The sequence below is a fragment of the Janthinobacterium sp. TPC_1 genome (assembly GCF_056037845.1).
Genome location: NZ_CP195157.1, coordinates 5,183,915 through 5,200,969 on the forward strand (window position 1 = coordinate 5,183,915; position 17,055 = coordinate 5,200,969).

At 66.5% G+C, this 17,055-nt stretch carries 15 protein-coding genes and 3 pseudogenes; 7 read left to right on the forward strand and 11 right to left on the reverse strand.

The genetic code is table 11. From position 1 onward, the window contains the following. Positions 1-73 precede the first annotated feature (73 nt). The 3 genes from ACQVLG_RS25215 to ACQVLG_RS25225 form a co-directional block, all read right to left on the reverse strand. The gene (locus tag ACQVLG_RS25215) at positions 74-3,136 is read right to left on the reverse strand and encodes an efflux RND transporter permease subunit (protein ID WP_474291599.1); all 3,063 of its coding nucleotides are present in this window, start codon (positions 3,134-3,136) and stop codon (positions 74-76) included. Next, the gene (locus ACQVLG_RS25220) at positions 3,133-4,239 is read right to left on the reverse strand and encodes an efflux RND transporter periplasmic adaptor subunit (RefSeq protein WP_474291600.1); all 1,107 of its coding nucleotides are present in this window, start codon (positions 4,237-4,239) and stop codon (positions 3,133-3,135) included. Before ACQVLG_RS25220 ends, ACQVLG_RS25215 begins: the two co-directional genes overlap by 4 nt. An 82-nt stretch (positions 4,240-4,321) precedes the next feature. After that, the gene (locus tag ACQVLG_RS25225; RefSeq protein ID WP_474291601.1) at positions 4,322-4,942 is read right to left on the reverse strand and encodes a TetR/AcrR family transcriptional regulator; all 621 of its coding nucleotides are present in this window, start codon (positions 4,940-4,942) and stop codon (positions 4,322-4,324) included. 93 nt (positions 4,943-5,035) lie between these two features. On the opposite strand from ACQVLG_RS25225, the pseudogene ACQVLG_RS25230 reads away from it, so the two are divergent. Next, positions 5,036-6,509: pseudogene (locus ACQVLG_RS25230) on the forward strand (efflux transporter outer membrane subunit). Positions 6,510-6,523: 14 nt separating this feature from the next. On the opposite strand, the gene ACQVLG_RS25235 reads toward ACQVLG_RS25230, so the two are convergent. From ACQVLG_RS25235 to ACQVLG_RS25260, 6 genes are all read right to left on the reverse strand, one after another. After that, positions 6,524-7,615 carry a porin gene (locus ACQVLG_RS25235; protein WP_474291602.1) on the reverse strand — a complete coding sequence of 364 codons (1,092 nt, stop codon included), beginning with the start codon at positions 7,613-7,615 and terminating at the stop codon, positions 6,524-6,526. 24 nt (positions 7,616-7,639) lie between these two features. Beyond that, positions 7,640-8,284: a maleylacetoacetate isomerase gene (gene maiA, locus ACQVLG_RS25240; protein WP_474291603.1), complete on the reverse strand. Its 645-nt coding sequence runs from the start codon at positions 8,282-8,284 to the stop codon at positions 7,640-7,642. Then, positions 8,281-9,636, reverse strand: a complete 1,356-nt coding sequence (locus tag ACQVLG_RS25245; RefSeq protein WP_474291604.1) for an MFS transporter — start codon at positions 9,634-9,636, stop codon at positions 8,281-8,283. The genes maiA and ACQVLG_RS25245 overlap by 4 nt, the downstream gene beginning before the upstream one ends. Before the next feature lie 66 nt (positions 9,637-9,702). Then, positions 9,703-10,410 (reverse strand): fumarylacetoacetate hydrolase family protein, encoded by a 708-nt coding sequence (locus ACQVLG_RS25250; RefSeq protein ID WP_474291605.1) that lies wholly within the window; start codon positions 10,408-10,410, stop codon positions 9,703-9,705. A gap of 20 nt (positions 10,411-10,430) precedes the next feature. Further along, positions 10,431-11,483, reverse strand: a complete 1,053-nt coding sequence (gene gtdA / locus ACQVLG_RS25255) for a gentisate 1,2-dioxygenase (RefSeq protein WP_474291606.1) — start codon at positions 11,481-11,483, stop codon at positions 10,431-10,433. Continuing rightward, on the reverse strand, positions 11,480-12,694 hold the full coding sequence (locus ACQVLG_RS25260) for a 3-hydroxybenzoate 6-monooxygenase (RefSeq protein ID WP_474291607.1): 1,215 nt from the start codon (positions 12,692-12,694) through the stop codon (positions 11,480-11,482). Before ACQVLG_RS25260 ends, gtdA begins: the two co-directional genes overlap by 4 nt. A gap of 149 nt (positions 12,695-12,843) precedes the next feature. Between ACQVLG_RS25260 and ACQVLG_RS25265 the strand changes: the two are divergent. Together ACQVLG_RS25265 and ACQVLG_RS25270 are read left to right on the forward strand one after the other, a co-directional pair. Beyond that, positions 12,844-13,257 (forward strand): annotated as a pseudogene (locus tag ACQVLG_RS25265) (LysR family transcriptional regulator); the annotation flags it as partial. 100 nt (positions 13,258-13,357) lie between these two features. Then, positions 13,358-13,741, forward strand: coding sequence for a LysR substrate-binding domain-containing protein (locus ACQVLG_RS25270; protein ID WP_474291608.1), 384 nt, complete (start codon positions 13,358-13,360; stop codon positions 13,739-13,741). Positions 13,742-13,747: 6 nt separating this feature from the next. Here the strand turns inward: ACQVLG_RS25270 and ACQVLG_RS25275 are convergent, their stop codons facing one another. Next, positions 13,748-14,140 (reverse strand): winged helix-turn-helix transcriptional regulator, encoded by a 393-nt coding sequence (locus tag ACQVLG_RS25275; RefSeq protein ID WP_230539646.1) that lies wholly within the window; start codon positions 14,138-14,140, stop codon positions 13,748-13,750. Positions 14,141-14,302: 162 nt separating this feature from the next. Here ACQVLG_RS25275 and ACQVLG_RS25280 point away from each other — a divergent pair, with 162 nt between their 5' ends. The 4 genes from ACQVLG_RS25280 (at position 14,303) to ACQVLG_RS25295 (ending at position 16,666) form a co-directional block, all read left to right on the forward strand. Then, positions 14,303-14,875, forward strand: a complete 573-nt coding sequence (locus tag ACQVLG_RS25280) for an FMN-dependent NADH-azoreductase (protein WP_474291609.1) — start codon at positions 14,303-14,305, stop codon at positions 14,873-14,875. Between the two features lie 120 nt (positions 14,876-14,995). Continuing rightward, positions 14,996-15,283 (forward strand): putative quinol monooxygenase, encoded by a 288-nt coding sequence (locus tag ACQVLG_RS25285; RefSeq protein ID WP_474291610.1) that lies wholly within the window; start codon positions 14,996-14,998, stop codon positions 15,281-15,283. A gap of 79 nt (positions 15,284-15,362) precedes the next feature. Then, positions 15,363-15,935, forward strand: a complete 573-nt coding sequence (locus ACQVLG_RS25290; protein ID WP_474291611.1) for a hypothetical protein — start codon at positions 15,363-15,365, stop codon at positions 15,933-15,935. Then, positions 15,935-16,666 (forward strand): hypothetical protein, encoded by a 732-nt coding sequence (locus ACQVLG_RS25295; RefSeq protein ID WP_474291612.1) that lies wholly within the window; start codon positions 15,935-15,937, stop codon positions 16,664-16,666. Before ACQVLG_RS25290 ends, ACQVLG_RS25295 begins: the two co-directional genes overlap by 1 nt. A gap of 15 nt (positions 16,667-16,681) precedes the next feature. On the opposite strand, the pseudogene ACQVLG_RS25300 reads toward ACQVLG_RS25295, so the two are convergent. Next, a pseudogene (locus ACQVLG_RS25300) lies at positions 16,682-17,049 on the reverse strand (helix-turn-helix domain-containing protein). Positions 17,050-17,055: the final 6 nt, after the last annotated feature.

Here is a 17,055-nt window from a genome sequence, read left to right on the forward strand (position 1 = left end):
CCAGTACGGCAAGGAAGCCGCAACGCCGCCATCGGCATTTTCTCAGGCCCGCGTCTCCGGCCCGCTATTCAAGCTATACAGCCTGCGGCCGTATCCGGAACCAGATCGCATACATGGCGGGCAGGAACACCAAGGTCAGCACCGTGCCGGCAAACGTGCCGCCGATCAGGGTATAGGCCAAGGTGCCCCAGAAGACCGAATGGGTCAGCGGAATAAAGGCCAGGATGGCCGCCAGCGCAGTGAGGATCACGGGACGCGCGCGCTGCACGGTCGCTTCGACCACGGCGTCGAACGGCGCCAGGCCGGCCGCCTCGTTCTGGTGGATCTGGCCGATCAGGATCAGGGTATTGCGCATTAAAATGCCCGACAGCGCGATCAGGCCGACCAGCGCATTGATGCCGAACGGCTGCTGGAACAGCAGCAAGGTGGGCACGACGCCGATCAGGCCCAATGGGCTGGTCAGGAACACCATCACCATCGCCGAGATCGAGCGCACCTGCAGGATGATCATCAGCAAGGTCAATGCCAGCATGATGGGGAACAATGGCAGCATGGCTTGCGTTGCCTTGGCCGATTCCTCGATGGAGCCGGCCTGCTCGATGCGGTAGCCGGCCGGCAGCTTGTCGATGACGGCTTGCAGCTGCGCCGTGATGGCACCCGAGACGTCGGGCGGCTGCATGCCGTCGGCGATGTCGCCGCGCACGGTAATCGTCGGCTGGCGGTCGCGCCGGCGCATCACGGGTTCTTCCCAGCGCACCTCGACGCTGCCCACCTGCGACAGCGCGATGCGTTCGCCGTTCGCGCCGGCCAGGGTCAGATCGGCGATGCGCGCCGGATCCAGCCGCACGTCGCCAGCCGCGCGCGCCACCACCTGCACCGTGCGGATATCTTCGCGCACAGCGGTGGCGGGCACGCCGCTGAGCAGGAACTGCAGCTGCTGCGCCACCGCGGCGGAGCTCAATCCCATCGCCTGCAAGCGCTCCTGCTGCAGGCTGAAATGCAGGGTGGGCGTGCGCGTGCCCCAGTCGGTATTGACGGTGCGCATCATGGGACTGGCCTGCATCACGCGCCGCACCTCGCCGGCGATGCCGCGCAACACCTCGGGATCGGGGCCGCTGACCCGGTAGGCGACGGGAAACGGCGAATACGGGCCGAACACCAGTTGCGTGACGCGCACGCGCGCCTCCGGCGCCAGGCCGGCGGCAACGGCCGCGCGCAAGCGCTGCTTGAGACTGTCGCGCGCCTGCTGGCTGTCGGTGCGCACGACGATCTTGGCAAACGAAGGATCGGGCAATTCCGGCCCCATCGCCAGATAAAAGCGCGGCGCGCCCTGGCCCACATAGGCCGTGACGATCTTCGCTTCGGGCTGGCGCGCCAGCCAGGCTTCCACTTTCGCCGCCGCGCCGCTGGTCTGTCCGATCGCGCTGCCGTAGGGCAGCTGCACCTCGATCAGCACTTCAGGGCGGTCGGAGATCGGGAAGAACTGCTTCTTGACGACGGCCATGCCCAGCACGGCCAGCACGAACAGGCCGATCACGGTGCAGAACACCAGCCATTTGCGGGCGATCACGCGCCCCAGCAGGCGGCGAAAGCGGTGGTAGCGCGGCGTGTCGTACAGCGCGTCATGGCCGCCGGCGACCTTTTTCAGCTCGGGCAGCAGCTTGACGCCCAGGTAGGGCGTAAACACGACCGCCACCACCCACGAGGCGATCAGCGCGATGCCGACGATCCAGAACATATTGCTCGTGTATTCGCCCGCGCTGGAGCGGGCAAAGCCGTTGGGCATGAAGCCGACGGCCGTCACCAGGGTACCCGCCAGCATCGGTGCGGCCGTATGGCTCCAGGCATAGGCGGAGGCGGCGATGCGGCTGTAGCCCTCCTCCATTTTCACGACCATCATTTCGATGGCGATGATGGCGTCGTCCACCAGCAGGCCGAGGCCCAGGATCAGGGAACCGAGGGTGATGCGGTCGAAGTTCTTGCCCGTCGCGGCCATCACGATGAACACCACGGCCAGGGTCAGCGGCACGGCGGCGGCCACCACGATGCCGACGCGCCAGCCCATGCTGATAAAGCACACCAGCATCACCACCAGCAGCGCGGCGAGGAACTTGAGCATGAATTCGTCGACGGCCGCGCTGATATTGACGGACTGGTCGGTGACCTTGGCCAGGCTCATGCCCAGCGGCATGGCGGCACCGATGGCCGTCACTTCCCCGTCCAGCGCCTTGCCCAGGTCCAGCCCGTTCCAGCCGTCGCGCATGACCACGCCCAGCAACAGCGCCGGCTCGCCGCCGTTGCGCACCATGAAGCTGGCCGGGTCTACCTGGCCACGGCGTACGGTGGCGATATCGGACAGGGCCAAGGTGCGCCCCTGCACCACCACCGGCGTATCGCGGATCTTTTGCAGCGCGTCAAGCGCGCCGTCGAGGCGGATGGTCACTTGCGGCCCCCGTGTTTCGACCGAGCCGGCCGGCGTGAGGGCATTCTGGCCGTGCAGCGCCGCGAACACGTCCTGCGCCCGCACGCCCAGGGTAGCCAGACGTTCCTGCGACAACTCCACGTAGATGCGCTCGGCCTGCTCGCCGATGATATTGACCTTTTTGACGCCAGGCACGTGCAGCAGCCGCTGGCGCAAGGTTTCCGCCTCGCGCACCAGCAGGCGCTGCGGCTCGCCTTTGGCTTTCAGCGCATACAGGGCAAAGGTGACGTCGGCGTATTCGTCATTGATCATGGGGCCGATCACGCCGGCCGGCAAATTGGCCGCCTCGTCGCCGGCCTTCTTGCGCGCCTGGTAAAACTCGGCCTGCACCTGCCCGGGCGGCGTGCTGTCGAGCAGTGTCAGGGTCGTGAAAGCCAGCCCCGGCCTGGTGTAGGTCTCGGCCCGTTCATACCAGCGCAGCTCCTGCAGGCGCTTTTCGATCTTGTCGGCCACCTGGTCCTGCATTTCGCGCGCGCTGGCGCCAGGCCAGGCGGTGACGATGGTCATCACCTTGACCGTGAAGGCCGGGTCTTCGGCGCGCCCCAGCTTGAAGAACGACAGCAGGCCCGCCAGCGAAATGAGACAGATCAGGAACAGGGTGACGGAACGCTCGCGCACGGCCAGCGCCGACAGGTTGAAGCCCGCCGCGCTCATGGATGCGCTCCCGCGCCAGCGGCCGCTGGCACCGGTTCGACCCTGACCCGCTCCCCCTGGTGCAGCAGATGGGCGCCCAGCGCGACGATGCGTTCGCCCGCCTTCAGGCCGCTGACGTCGGCGCGGTCATCGTGCAACCCGTACACCTTCACCGGCCGCCAGGCCACTTGCGCCGGCGCACCGGCGATCACCCACACGCCCGGTCCCTTGCCCGCATCGTGCAGGGCCGCCAGCGGCACTTGCACGGTGCCGCTGGCGGCATGCGCGCCGGGCAGGCGCAGGGTGACGGTGGCGCCCAGCGGTGCGTTTGAGAGCGCCGCGTCGAGCACATAGCGCGCCTCGAAGGTACGCGTTTGCCGGTCCGCCGTCTGCGCCAGCTGGCGCAAGGTGGCCGGCACGCCGGCGCCGGGCCTGCCGAACAGGATGGCGTGGCCCGTGGAGCCGAGCGCGGGACGCACGGTTTCCGGCAGCTGGATCGCCGCTTCGCGCCGGCCGTCATGGGCCAGGCGCACCACCACCTGCCCGGCCGCGACCACCTGGCCCGGTTCGGCCAGGGTGTCCATCACGACACCGTCGGCGTCGGCCAGCAGCAGCGCGTACTGCAGCGCATTGCGCGCCACCCCGGCCAGGGCTTCGGACGCCTTCAATTGGGCCCCGGCCGCGTCAGCCGCCGCCTTTACCTGATCGTAGTTCGATGCCGAGATGGCGCCGGTGCCGCGCAAGTCGCGGTAGCGCGCTTCCTCGTCCGCCGCCTGGCGCGCGCGGGCGCGGTCGGCCGTGACGGACTCCAGCCGCGCCTGCGCCAGCAGCTGCAGGTCGTCGGCGTCGAGGCGCATCAATGGCTGGCCACGGCGCACGGCCTGGCCGGCGTCGACCAGCCGTTCGCGCACCTTGCCGGCCACGCGAAAACCAAGATCGCTTTGCACGCGCGGCGCGATCACGCCCGTGAAGCTGCGCGTGCCCGCTTCGGCGCCCTGCACCGGGACGGCGCGCACCAGCGGTACGGCCGTGCGCGGATCGGCCTGCGCCTTGTCGGCGCAGGCACTCATGGCCAGGGGCAAGGTGGAGATGACTACAGATGAAGCGAGGCGGCGCCAGCGCATAAGAATCCCATGAATGAGTGATCAGGATTCTCATTCTGGTACCAGCGACCAAATAAGTCAACAGTCACAAATTAACGCGAAGCTATGGCGACAGGCTGCGCAACACCAGGCTGGACAGTTGCAGCACCGCCGCTTCGCTGCTGTCGACGCTGTGTTGCAGCAGCAAGGGATTGACGTAGGGGCGCATCACCAGGTAGATCGCGCTGGCCGTCTCGTCGAGCGGCGTCTTGCGCTCGAAGTCGCCCGTCTTGCGCCCCTGCAGCAAGATATCCTGCAGCAGGGCGCCCATCGCCAGCTCGTAGGCCTGCACGGCAGGCCAGCGCCCGGTGGCGGCCGAGGCGGCGATGTCGTACAGCTTGCGGTCCTGGAAAAACAGCCGCAAGCTGGCTTCGACGCTGGCCCGGAACATGCGCCGCAACTGCTCAGGCGGCTGTCCGGCCGCCGCCACCGCGCTTCTTACCTCGGTTTCGATCTGGCGCAGGCAGCTGGCGCAGATATGCTCGCCGATGGCTTGCTTGGATTCGAAGAATTTATAGATATAGGCCTTGGAAAAGCCGATCGCCCTGGCCAGGTCGGAGACAGTCGTCTTTTCATAGCCGTAGCGGCTGAAGTAATCGGTGGCGGCGGCAACGATCTGGTCGCGCACGTCGTGGCCGGCGGGGCCGCGTGCCGGGCTTGGTGTGTCGGGTGTGGTGGAATTCATGGCGACAGCTTAACGCGCCGCGACGGAATGCACAATAAGTGACCAATATGTACTATAGTCACTCATTATTCTCTTTTGAACTGGAAGACCACCATGCCATTGCCACGCCTGCGCCTCCCCTTTCTGCTGATCGCCGCCGGCCTGGCCGCCACCGGCTGCACTGCTGGCCTGGACTACCGCCGGCCCGAACTGCCGCAAGCGGCGCAGTATCTGCACCAGGCGGCGCTCGGCGCGCGCGAGGGTGCCAACACTGCTGACGCTGCCGAACTGCGGCAGTGGTGGACGGCCTTCGGCGATCCGCGCCTGACCCATGTGGTAACGGTGGCGCTGGCGCAAAACCTCGACCTGGAGCAGGCGCAGGCCAGGGTCAGGCAGGCGCGCGCCGCCACGGGTGCGCCGACGACGCCGCGCTGCTGCCGTCGGCCAGCATCGGCGGCCAGGCGGCGCGCGCCTACCAGTCGGTGCAAACGCCGCTGGGCCAGGTCCTGAACGCCACGCCAGGCCATGAGCGCGCCGGCAGCGCGCGCGAATTGAACCTGCAAGCGTCGTGGGAACTCGACCTGTTCGACGGCCTGCGCCGCGAACGTGAAGCGGCGCGCGCCGATTACGAGGCCAGCGACGCTGGCTGGGCCGCAACGCGGCTGGCCGTGGCGGCGCAAACGGCGGACCTTTATTTGTCCATCCAGGGCCTGCAGGTGCGGCTCGACCTGGCGCGCCGGCAGATCGACACCGGCGCGGCGCGGCTGGAACTCACCACGCTGTTATATGACAAGGGATTGGCAAACGAGCCGGCGCTGCGGCAGGCCGAAGCATCGCTGGCGCAGGCGCGCGCCGTCGTTCCCGGCCTGGAAACGGCACGCGAGGTGGCGCTGCATGCGCTCGACGTGATGCTGGGCGCGGCGCCCGGCACCCATGGCCACGAACTGCCCGCCAGCGGCAACATCGCGGCCGCGCCGCGCATCACGGCCGGCGGTGCGCCGGGCGACCTGCTGCGGCGCCGGCCCGACCTGCTCGTAGCCGAGCGGCGCCTGGCCGCGGCGAGCGCACGCACCGGCGCGGCCGTTGCCGAGTACTACCCGAAATTCAATTTTGGCGCCCTATTTGGCAGCGCCACGGCCGGCGGCGCCCTGTTTGCCAGCGGCTCCGGCCAGGCCGCGGGCGTACTCGGCATGCGCTGGCGCCTGTTCGATTTCGGCCGCATCGATGCGCAGATCGAGGCTTCGCGTGGCCAGGAAGCCGAACTGCTGGCGGCCTACCGGCTGGCCGTGCTGCATGCCACGGAAGACGTGGAGAATGCCTGTTCGGCACTGCTCGGATACGAACAGCAGGCAGGTCTGCTGGCGCAGGGCGTCGCTGCGCTGGAGCACGCGCGCGCCTCGGCGCTGGCGGCCTTCCACAGGGCGCGGCCAGCCGCCACGATGTGCTGCAGGCCGACGCCCAGCTGTTGCAGGCCGAGGATGCGCGCGCCCAGGCGCAAACGGCCGCCGCACGCGCGGCGGTCGCCACCTACAAGGCGCTGGGCGGCGGCTGGCAGGCGCCCGCGCCCGCGGCCCTGGCGGCGCGGTAAAGCCGGGACGGCGCTCAGAAAAAGTGGCGCATCCCCGCCATCACGCCGTTCTGCGTGCGCCCCGCGCCCACGGTGCCGCCCGCGTCCAGCGCCACGGCCGCCGCGCCGTCGTTGTCCATGCGGCCGATGGCGGCGTAGATGGCCGTGCGTTTGGACAGGTGATACGTCAGGCGCGCGGTGGCCAGGGTGGCATCGTTCGCACTGTCCTTGACGGCCAGTCTGGCGAGCTGCCCGTCGAGCACCAGCGCTGGGCCCAGCGGATACGCCGCGCCGACATACAGCAGTTGCGAGTCGACCGGCCCCGTGGCGGCGCGGATGCTGCGGTCGATGACGCCGCCGCCGATTTTCAGCTGATCAAGCATGGCATAGGCGCTGGCGATCACGCGGCGGTCGAAGTGGCGGCTTGACGTCAGGCCGTTGGCCGCGCCCGCGTTGCCGTACAGGATGTCGTACGAGGCCGTGGCGCCGTAGCGGCCCGTGTCGTAGCCCAGCAAGGCAGTGATCTGGCGGCAAGCCTTGGCATTGCCCGCCACTTCGCCCACGCAGCCCGTGGCGGCAGGCCCGCCCGCCGCCGAAGCGTCGCGCCCCAGACTGTAGGTGGCGCCCACGGTCACGTTCGAGAACGTGCCCAGGTAGCCGATGGCGTTGTCGCTGCGCGCATTCGGCAGGTACAGATCGAGGCTGCTGATGGAAAACAGGGCCGGGCCCATGATGTCGGACTTTTGCGTGGCCCAGAACGACATATTCATTTGCCGCCCCAGCATCACGCTGCCATAGCGCCCCTTCAGGCCCACCCACGACTGGCGGCCGAACAGTCTCCCGCCCTGCCCGGCGATGCCCGTGTCGACGCCGAAGCCCGATTCCAGCGCGAAGATCGCCTGCAAGCCGCCGCCCAGGTCTTCCACGCCCTTGACGCCGAAGCGCGACGGCAGTGAACCCGTCAGTGTCGGCATTTTCACCTGGCTGTCGCCGGCCGCATTGACATTGCTCGTGTAGGCCACGGAGCTATCGAGCACTCCGTACAGGGTGACGCCGCTTTGCGCGGATGCGGTGCCGCAGGCGCACGCGCCCAGCAGCGCCATGGTGATGGCGTTGATTTTTCTCATGCTTGTCTCCGTTTTTTGTGGTTTTTATTCTGCGTCTGGCTGTGTATCCGGATGCGCCTGCTGGAACGCGGGCAGCGCCTCGCAGTGCGCGACGATGCGCAGGATCGTGGGATACGGCGTCAGGTCGCACTGGAAGCGCCGCGCGTTGTACACCTGCGGCACCAGGCAGCAATCGGCCAGGGTCGGCGTGTCGCCATGGCAGAACATGCCCGTATGTGCGCCGCCCGCCAGCTCAACTTCCAGCGCGGCCAGTCCCAGATGGGTCCAGTGCTGGTACCACGCGTTCTTCTGCTCCGGCGACAGGGCCAGGGGCCCCGTCAGGTAATTCAGGACGCGCAGGTTGTTCAGCGGATGGATGTCGCAGGCGCACACCATGGCCAGCTGGCGCACGCGGGCGCGGCCCAGGGCATCGGCGGGCAGCAGCTTTTGCCCCGCCTGCGTCTCGTCCAGGTATTCGATGATGGCCAGGGATTGCGTCAGCACGGCGCCGCCATCCTCCAGCACGGGCAGCAGCTGCTGCGGGTTCAGGCTGGAAAACGCGGGCGTGAACTGCTCGCCGCCATTGCGGCTCAGGTGCACATAGGCCGTGTCGGGGTGCAGCTGTTTCAGGTTCAGCGCGATGCGCACGCGGTAGGACGCGGAGCTGCGGTAATAGCCATGCAATTTCATATGGTGCTCTCTTTCAGGGGGGCGGGAACGGCGCCGGCCGCAGTCCGGGCGCGCATCAGGCGGCCCATGGCCAGCAAGGCCAGGGATGCCAGCACGGCGGGAATGGCCAGCAAAAAGAAAATGGTTTCGTTATCGAGTTTCAGGGTCAGCATCAGGCCGCCGGCCATGGAACCGAGCACGGAACCGCTGCGGCCCACGGCGGCGGCCCAGCTGACGCCCGTGGCGCGGCTCGACGTAGGGTAAAACGCGGCGGCCAGCGCATTGGCGCCCACTTGCGAGCCGCTCACGCCAAAGCCGACGCCGAAGACGGCCAGCACCAGCAGGGCCAGGCTGCTGCCCGACAGGGCCACGACGACGATGCAGCCGGCGGCCGCCAGGTAGGCGATGCTCAGCACTTTATGCGGGCTGTAGCGATCCATCCAGCGGCCCAGCATGATGGCGCCCACCGTGCCGCCCACCTGGAACATCATCGTCACCAGCGAGGCATTCGACAGGGACAGGCCATTGCCGTTCAGCAAAGTCGGCATCCAGCTCGACAGCAGATAAATGATCAATAAACTCATGAAGAACGTGGACCACAGCAGCAAGGTGCCGCCGATGACGCCGGGGCGGAACAGTTCCGCCATGGGCGAGCCGGCCAGCTTCTTGTCGCTGACGACCAGGCGCGGCAAGGCGGCTACGGTGGGCGCGATGCGGCGCATGATGGTCTGGCTGCCGTCGCGGCCTTTCAGCACCAGCCAGCGCAAGGATTCGGGCAGCGCCAGCATCAGCACGGGCACCAGCAGCAGCGGCAAGGCGCCGCCCAGCATCAGCACGCCGCGCCAGCCGATCAGGTGCAGCAGCTGCGCCGAGGCCAGGCCGCCGAGCGCGGAACCGATGGTAAAGCCGCAGAACATCATGGTGACCAGGCCGGAACGGCGCTGCTGCGGGCAGTATTCGGACGTCATGGTCACGGAAGTGGGCATGGCGCCGCCCAGACCCAGGCCCGTCAAGAAGCGCAGCACCAGCAGCATCGTCAGATCCGTCGACCAGGCCGACAGCAGGCTGGCCGCGCCGAAAAACGCGACGGAGACGATCAGCACGGGGCGGCGGCCGTAGCGGTCCGCCAAGGGGCCGAACAGAAAAGAGCCTGCCATCAGCCCAAACAGGCCCGCGCCGAACAGGGGCGCCAGCGCGGCAGGCGTCAAGCCCCACTCGGCGCGGATGGCGGGCGCGATGAAGCCGATCGAGGCCGTGTCGAAGCCGTCGATGGCGACGATGAGGAAGCATAGCCAGAGGATCAGCTTCTGGTAGCGGGAAAACGGGTGGCTGTCGAGGAAGTGCTGGACGTCGGTGCCGGCGTGGGTAGTCATGGTCTTGTCTCCGTTATTGTTGTTCGCTGGGGCTGCGCGGTCTGTGCCGCGCTGGCCCGATGGTGTTTACTGCACGGCGACCTTGATCGGCGTCAAACCGTCTATGCGCGCCTCCATGGTCTGGCCGGCGGTGACGGCGCCCACGCCTTCTGGCGTGCCCGTCATGATGATGTCGCCCGGCTGCAGCTCGAACAGGGTCGACAGGTTGGCGATGACTTCATTGACGGACCAGATCAGGTGCGTCAAATCGCTCGTCTGCACGATTTTTCCGTCGACTTCCAGCACGATGGCGCCCGTGGTGATCTCGCCGGACGCCGCAATCGGCGTGAGCGCGCCGATGGGCGCCGAGTAATCGAAGGCCTTGCCGATTTCCCAGGGGCGGCCCTGCTCGCGCATGCGCATCTGCAGGTCGCGCCGCGTCATGTCCAGGCCCACGCCATAGCCGAAGATGTGCGAAGCCGCGTCTTCCAGGGCGATATTGCTGCCGCCCTTGCCGATGGCGACCACCAGCTCGATCTCATGGTGGTAATTCGACGTCTGCGCCGGATACGGCACCGTGGCCGTTACGCCGGGGAAGACGGGGACGACGGACTTGTCGTCATTCGGCTTGCAAAAGAAGAATGGCGGTTCGCGGTCCGGGTCAAAACCCATTTCGCGCGCATGGGCGGCGTAGTTGCGGCCCACGCAGTAGATGCGGCGCACGGGGAACTGGCTGTCGCTGCCGACGATGGGCAGGCCGGCGATGGCTTGGGGGGCGAAGATGAAGTTGGTCATGGTGAAGTCCTGTGAAAAAATCAATCGGTCAAAAACTGCTCGCGCAGCACGCCCATCGCTTGCTGCACGGGGCGGTCGGAAAAACTGAACAGCACGACGTCTTCCTGCGGGCAGTCGAAGGAGACAAGAGCCCACGACGGCACGACGAAGGTGTCGCGCGGGGCGAAATCAAACACCTGCCCGCCTATCGTCACCGTGCCTTGCCCCTCGACGACGCTGTAGACGGTGCCGTCCGTGCTGCGCGCCCGCTTGCCCTTGAAACCCCTGGGCAGCAGCTGCATGAAGGTGGCCATGGTCGGCATGGGCGAGCCGCCCGTCAGCGGGTTCACGTATTTGAGCTTGTAGCCGTGCCAGCCGTCGATGGCGTCCGTGCGCGACAGCAGCGCCAGCGCTTCGCGCGAGCGGGCATACGGGTAATTGAAGATGGGCGAGGTGGCGCCCGCGTGCAGGGGTTTTACGGGCGCCATGTTGTAGCCGTAGCGGGCGAAGCTCTGGCCTTCCGGACGGCTGACCGTCTGGCTGTCCTGCGTATCGTTTTCCGCGAAACCGGAATCGAAATAGCGCAGCATGGGAATATCGAGGCCATCGAGCCAGACGACAGGCTCGCAGACGCCATCGATACCCACATTGCCATGGTCATGCCAGGTCCACGACGGCGTGATGATGAAGTCGCCCGGGCGCATGGTGGTGCGCTCGCCCGCCACCGTCGTGTAGGCGCCCTGCCCGCTCACGACGAAACGCAGCGCGGACTGGCTGTGGCGGTGCGACGGCGCCACTTCGCCGGGCAGAATCAGCTGCAGGCCCGCGTACAGCGATTGCGTGATCGACGAGCGGCCCGGCAAGGCGGGGTTTTCCAGCACGAGAACCCTGCGCACGGCTTCGTGGGCCGTGATCACTTCGCCGGCGCGCGCCAGCTGCGGCGCGATATCGGCATAGCGCCACAGGGCGGCCGCATACGGCGCCGTCGGCTGCGGCGGCACCAGCGTGTGCAGCGACTGCCACAGGGGCGACAGATGCATGCTGCTCAGGGCCTCATATAAAGCTTCGCGTTCGGGCGTTTGCTGGGAAGTCATGCTGCCTCCTTTTCGGTGGCGGCCAGGCAGGTTTGCGCCGTCCAGCCGTACAGCCAGGCCAGCGCTTCATAGAATTGCGCCGGCGTGCGGCCGCGCCACAAGTCGTTGCGCACCAGGCGTTCGACGCCTTTGGCGTGGTACAGCCGGCCCATTTCGCGCGCCGACAGCACGACACGGGCCGTGCGGGCGATGCGCGAGGTTTGATACAGCGCAAAGGCGGCGGCCATGTCGAAGTCGCAGGCGCGCACGGCTTCGCCCAGGGTCACGGCATCTTCCAGCGCCATGCAGGCGCCCTGCGCCAGGTATTGCAGCATCGGGTGGGCCGAATCGCCCAGCAAGGTCATGCGCCTGGTGCTCCAGTTGGCGACGGGGTCGCGGTCGGCCGTGCTCCAGCGTTTCCAACTGGTCGGCTTGTGCAGCAGCTGGCGCGGCTGCGCATGGATGCCGTCGAAGTAGGACAGCACTTCTTCCTTGCTGCCGTCCGTGACGCTCCACGCTTCCTGCTCACGGCTGTGGAAAGTCACCACCAGGTTGTATTGCTCGCCGTTGCGCAGCGGGTAGTGCACGAGGTGGCAGTTCGGACCGGCCCAGACGACGGGCGCGTTCCAGCGCAGGTCGGCCGGCATGTCGGCGGCCGGCACGACGGCGCGGTACACCACGTGGCCGGAAACGCGCACCTGGTCACCCACGATGCGCTCGCGGATGACGGACTTGACGCCATCGCAGCCGATCAGCACATCGGCGCGGAAGCTGCGCCCCGCCGCGTCCGTGACGGTGACGCCGTCGGCATCTTCCGCCACGTCCGTCACCTGCGACGACGTGACAAACGTGATCAGGGGCGAGGTGCGCACCGCGTCGAGGATGGCGCCGTGGATGTCGGCCCGGTGGATCACGGCGTAGGGGTTGGCGAAACGCTGGCGGAAGGCCGCGTCGACGACGAAGGTGCCCACTTCGGTGGCGTCGACGGCGTCCATCATTACCAGGCGTTCCGTGAACACGGCGCGGGCGCGGGTGCGCTCGCCCACGCCCAGCGCATCGAGCGCGGCGAAGGCATTGGGCGCCAGCTGGATGCCGGCGCCGATCTCGCCCAGGGTCGATGCCTGTTCCAGCACGGTGACGGCCAGCCCCAGGCGCGACAGGGACAGCGCGGCGGCCATGCCGCCGATGCCGCCGCCGACGATCAGCACGGACGGCTTGTGGTTAGTTTCCATTTCTCTCCTCCAATTGATCTGTGTGCTTGCGCGCAGCACGTTTGCTGTGCTCTTGGTATGACAAGCAGTGTGCCGACAGGTCAATATTTGGTAAAGCGATGGAATACAATAGCAACAATCACGTTTTTAAATAATGGTGGAATCCTCTTATGTCGCGCTTCGATATCGAACTGCTGTTCATCTTTGACGAGATCTATAAAAGCCGCAACGTGACGCGCGCGGCGGAAAACCTGGGCTTGCCCCAGTCGACCGTGAGCATCGGCCTGGGGAAATTACGCACGCATTTCGGCGACCGCCTGTTCGCGCGCACCTCGAAAGGCATGGAGCCGACGCCGCGCGCGCAAAACGCCGTGCAGGATGTGCGCGCGGCAATTGCCGCCTGGCAGCATGCGCTGGCCGACCAGCCCGTGTTCGACCCGGCCGCCAGCACGCGCGAATTTGCCATCTGCATGACGGACATCAGCGAAATCGTGCTGCTGCCCACCCTGCTCAACCACCTGCAGCAGACGGGACCCGGCATCACGCTGGACGTGTCGAAGATCGCCACCGACACGCCGGCACGGCTGGAAGGCGGCGAAGTGGACCTGGCCATGGGCTTCATGCCGCACCTGGAATCGGGGTTCTATCAGCAGAAACTGTTTCGACCAGCATTTCGTCTGCCTGGTGGCCAGCGGCCACCCGCGCATCCGCGACACGATTACTGTGGAAGCGTTCCTGGCGGAGGGGCATATCGAGGTGAAAAGCTCGGGCACGGGCCACTCCATCGTGGAAAAAGTGCTGGCGGCGGCCGGCGTGCAGCGGCGCATCGTGCTGAAACTGCCAAGCTTCCTGGGCGTATCGCGCATCGTCGCCGAAACTGAATACATCGTGACCGTACCGTACCGCTACGCGCTGCAGATGCAGGACCACGAAGCGTTCCGCATCCTGCCCCTGCCCGTGCAGCTGCCCAGCTTTTCAGTCAAGCAGCACTGGCACGAGCGCTACCACCAGGATGCGTCGAACCGCTGGCTGCGCCAGACCATGGCGCAGCTGTTCGGATCGGCGTGAGTTTGCTTAATTGCCTGGCGGCGGAGTCTCAGCCCTGGCATCGAACGCCAGCCGCGCCGCATCGATGGCGTCGCGGTGGCCGTAGGCCCAGGCACCCAGCGCGCTGATGGGGATCAACAGCGAGCGGCCCAGGTCCGTCAAGGCGTAATCGACGCGCGGCGGCACGGTGGGAAACACGGTGCGCGTGACGAGACCGTCGCGCTCGAGGCCGCGCAGGGTCAAAGTCAGCATGCGCTGCGAGATGCCGCCGATCAGGCGGCGCATCTCGTTGAAGCGCTTGGTGCCATTGCCCAGCAACATCACCACCATCACGCTCCATTTGTCGCCCACGCGGGTCAGGATGTCCGTGATCGGGCGGCACGAGTCCGCCACACCCGCATGGCCGCCATGGTCGCGCATGCGCTTTTCCAGCTCGGCCCCGCGCGCGGCCACCTCGCCCATAGTCACATCCGTGTGCCCCAGTGTGGAAAAAGTGCCTTCTTGTGCGTTCATTTGATAGTCACTATATTTAACCCGGTTACAAAAACATACCACCCGATCATACCACCCAAGAAGGCAACCATGAACATCCTGCACATCGATTCCAGCGTCCTTGGCGAACATTCCGTCAGCCGCCAGCTGACCGCCGCCATCGCCGCCCGCCTGCAAACGGCCGCGCCCGGCGCCACCGTCCACTACCGCGACCTGGCCGCCCAGCCCTTGCCGCAATTTACGGCCGCCCCCGGCGCCGCCGAGGGAGAAATCCTTGCCGCCGCGCTGGAACAAGTGCTGGCCGCCGATGTCATCGTCATCGGCGCGCCCATGTACAACTTCGCCATCCCCAGCCAGCTCAAATCGTGGCTCGATGCGCTGGCCGTGCCCGGCAAGACGTTTCAGTACGGCGCCAATGGCCCCGAAGGCTTGCTGGGAGCCAAGCGCGTGATCATCGCCTCGACGCGCGGCGGCTACTACGGCGCCGACACGCCGATGGCCGCCCTGGAACACCAGGAAAGCCATCTGCGCGCCTTCCTCGGCTTCCTCGGCATCCAGCAGATCGAGATCGTGCGCGCCGAAGGCGTCAAGGTCAGCGACGCCGCCAGGGCGCAGGCCATGACGGCGGCCTTCGAGCAGATCGGCGCGCTGCAGGCGGCGTAGCTTCAGCTTGATTATCTGGCTGCGGCGGAAACTGTTTCGGCGCAGCCAGGCTGGGCATGGCGGGCAAGAATGGGGAAACTGCGCTAAGCTGCATCGCCCCCCCACTCTACAAGGACCAGCATGACCCTGATCATCGTCGCCACCATCGATGCCCAAGCCCAATATATCGACGCCGTGCGCGCCGCCCTGGAAGCCGTCGTGCCGCCGAGCCGCGCGGAAAGCGCCTGCCTGCGCTACGAGTTGCACCTCGACAACAAGATTCCCACCCGCTTCATCATGCTGGAAGAATGGATGGACAAGGCAGGCCACACGGCGCATGAAGCGACGCCCCACTTCAAGACCCTGGTCGCCGCCGTGGGCGACAAGGTAACAAAGATCGACATCGCGGAACTGAGCAAGCTCAAGTAACAAGCGGCGCGCTGCGCAAGCGCGCGGCCATCTTGGCAAGTTGCCATCTATAATGTGGCAACTTTTCTTTATGGCCATCATGACTACATTCTCCCGTATCCACGGCGCCCTTGCAGCCGCCGCCTTCAGCATTTGCGCCGGCGCCTTCGCCCAAGCGCCCCTTCCCCTGACCAAGCTGGTGGGCGAATACAATCTGCTCTCGTCGAAGACCGTACCGCCCAGCAACTGGGGCTATTCCAAGGGACGCATCTCGGTCAGGCAACTCGATGAGCGGCATCTGCTGATCGTCCTGTCCTGCGAGTGGAAACGCGAGCCGAAGGCCGTCTGCGGCGATTATTTCTACGCCCAGCAGCGCGACGATGGCCTGTACCTGCAGGACATGAACACGTTTGCCATGCGCCTGTACTTCGATCCCGCCACGCGCAAGCTCACCATCATTTCGCGCGGCGCCGACGCCAAGCAAAGCGTGCGCCACGAAGTGTTCGGCACGACGACCGAACCGCTGGTCGATACCGCCCTCGTGCGGCGCATGAAGCGCGAGCAATCGAATGCCGACAGCAAGGAAAACCGGCGCGTGTTCGGGCCCTACACCAAGTGGCAGTATCAGGAAAACCGCATCGAATTCCAGCGCCAGGACTTGACGGCACCGTGATGGCGCGCCTGATCCAGCCCCTGCGGCGCCAGCTGCTGCGCCTGGCCGGCGTCCTGCTGTGCTCGCCCGTGCTTGCGCGCGCGGCCGACAACGGCCTGCCACGCGCCGTGCGCCAGCGCATCGTGGCCACCCTCGACGCACCGCTGCCCACCGTGCTCAATGTGCAGCATCTGGCGCTGATACGGCGTTTCAACATCGGCTGGTCGCCTGTGGAAAATGGCGCACCCATGCTCAATCCGGCTTACCCGCTGGGCAAGGGAGATACCCTGAAACTGGCCATGCAAGCGATCGCCAGCCAGGATGCGGCGCTGGCCGCGCAACGGCTGATGGAAGCGGCGCTGCTGCTGCCCCATTTCGTGCAGATGGCCGACCTGAAACCGGGCAGCTATGCCAACGGCAAGGCGCCGTTCATCCTGACTGCGCGGCATCTGACGCTGCTTCGCCAGCAATCGTGGATGCCGCTGGACATGCTGGGCATGGAGGCGGAAGACTATTTGGCCGAAGGCTATTGGCCCACGCCGTCCGTCGACGGCAAGCGCCCGTATGGCGACTTCACGAATTACCCAGTGGAAATGGCGCAAGCGCTGGGCCTGCCCGTGCGCCAGCAGGCGAACGGCAACCTGGCCATCACACCCACGTTGCGCACGGAACTGGAAGCGCTGCACCAGCAGACCATGCCGGCGCTGCAGGTGTTCGTGCGGCAGGCGGGGTTGCGGCGCAATACGGTGTAAAGGCAGGCCGGGCAACTATGCCTGGGCTGCCGCAGGCCGTATCAGTACCTCGGCCGGAATGCCCAGTTGCTCATGCAGGCGGCGGATCATCGGCAAGGTCAGCTGGCGCGTACCATTGAGAATTTCGTAAACGCGGTTCAAGCGCCCTATCATCGGCTCAAGATCCTTGGCGACAGCGACTTCTGCTCCATGCTGAATTTGATGGCGTCGACTGGGTCAGGAAATTCCATGACAAAGTGGCGCGTCTCATAGGCATCCACGAGCGTGGCGAGCACATCCAGACGGTCACCTTCGGGGGTGCCGAGCCGGGCCGACATCAAGGACTCGACTTCCAGCAACGCGGCGCGGTAATCATCTTCCGTACGGATAGGTTTGATGTGCATCATCTT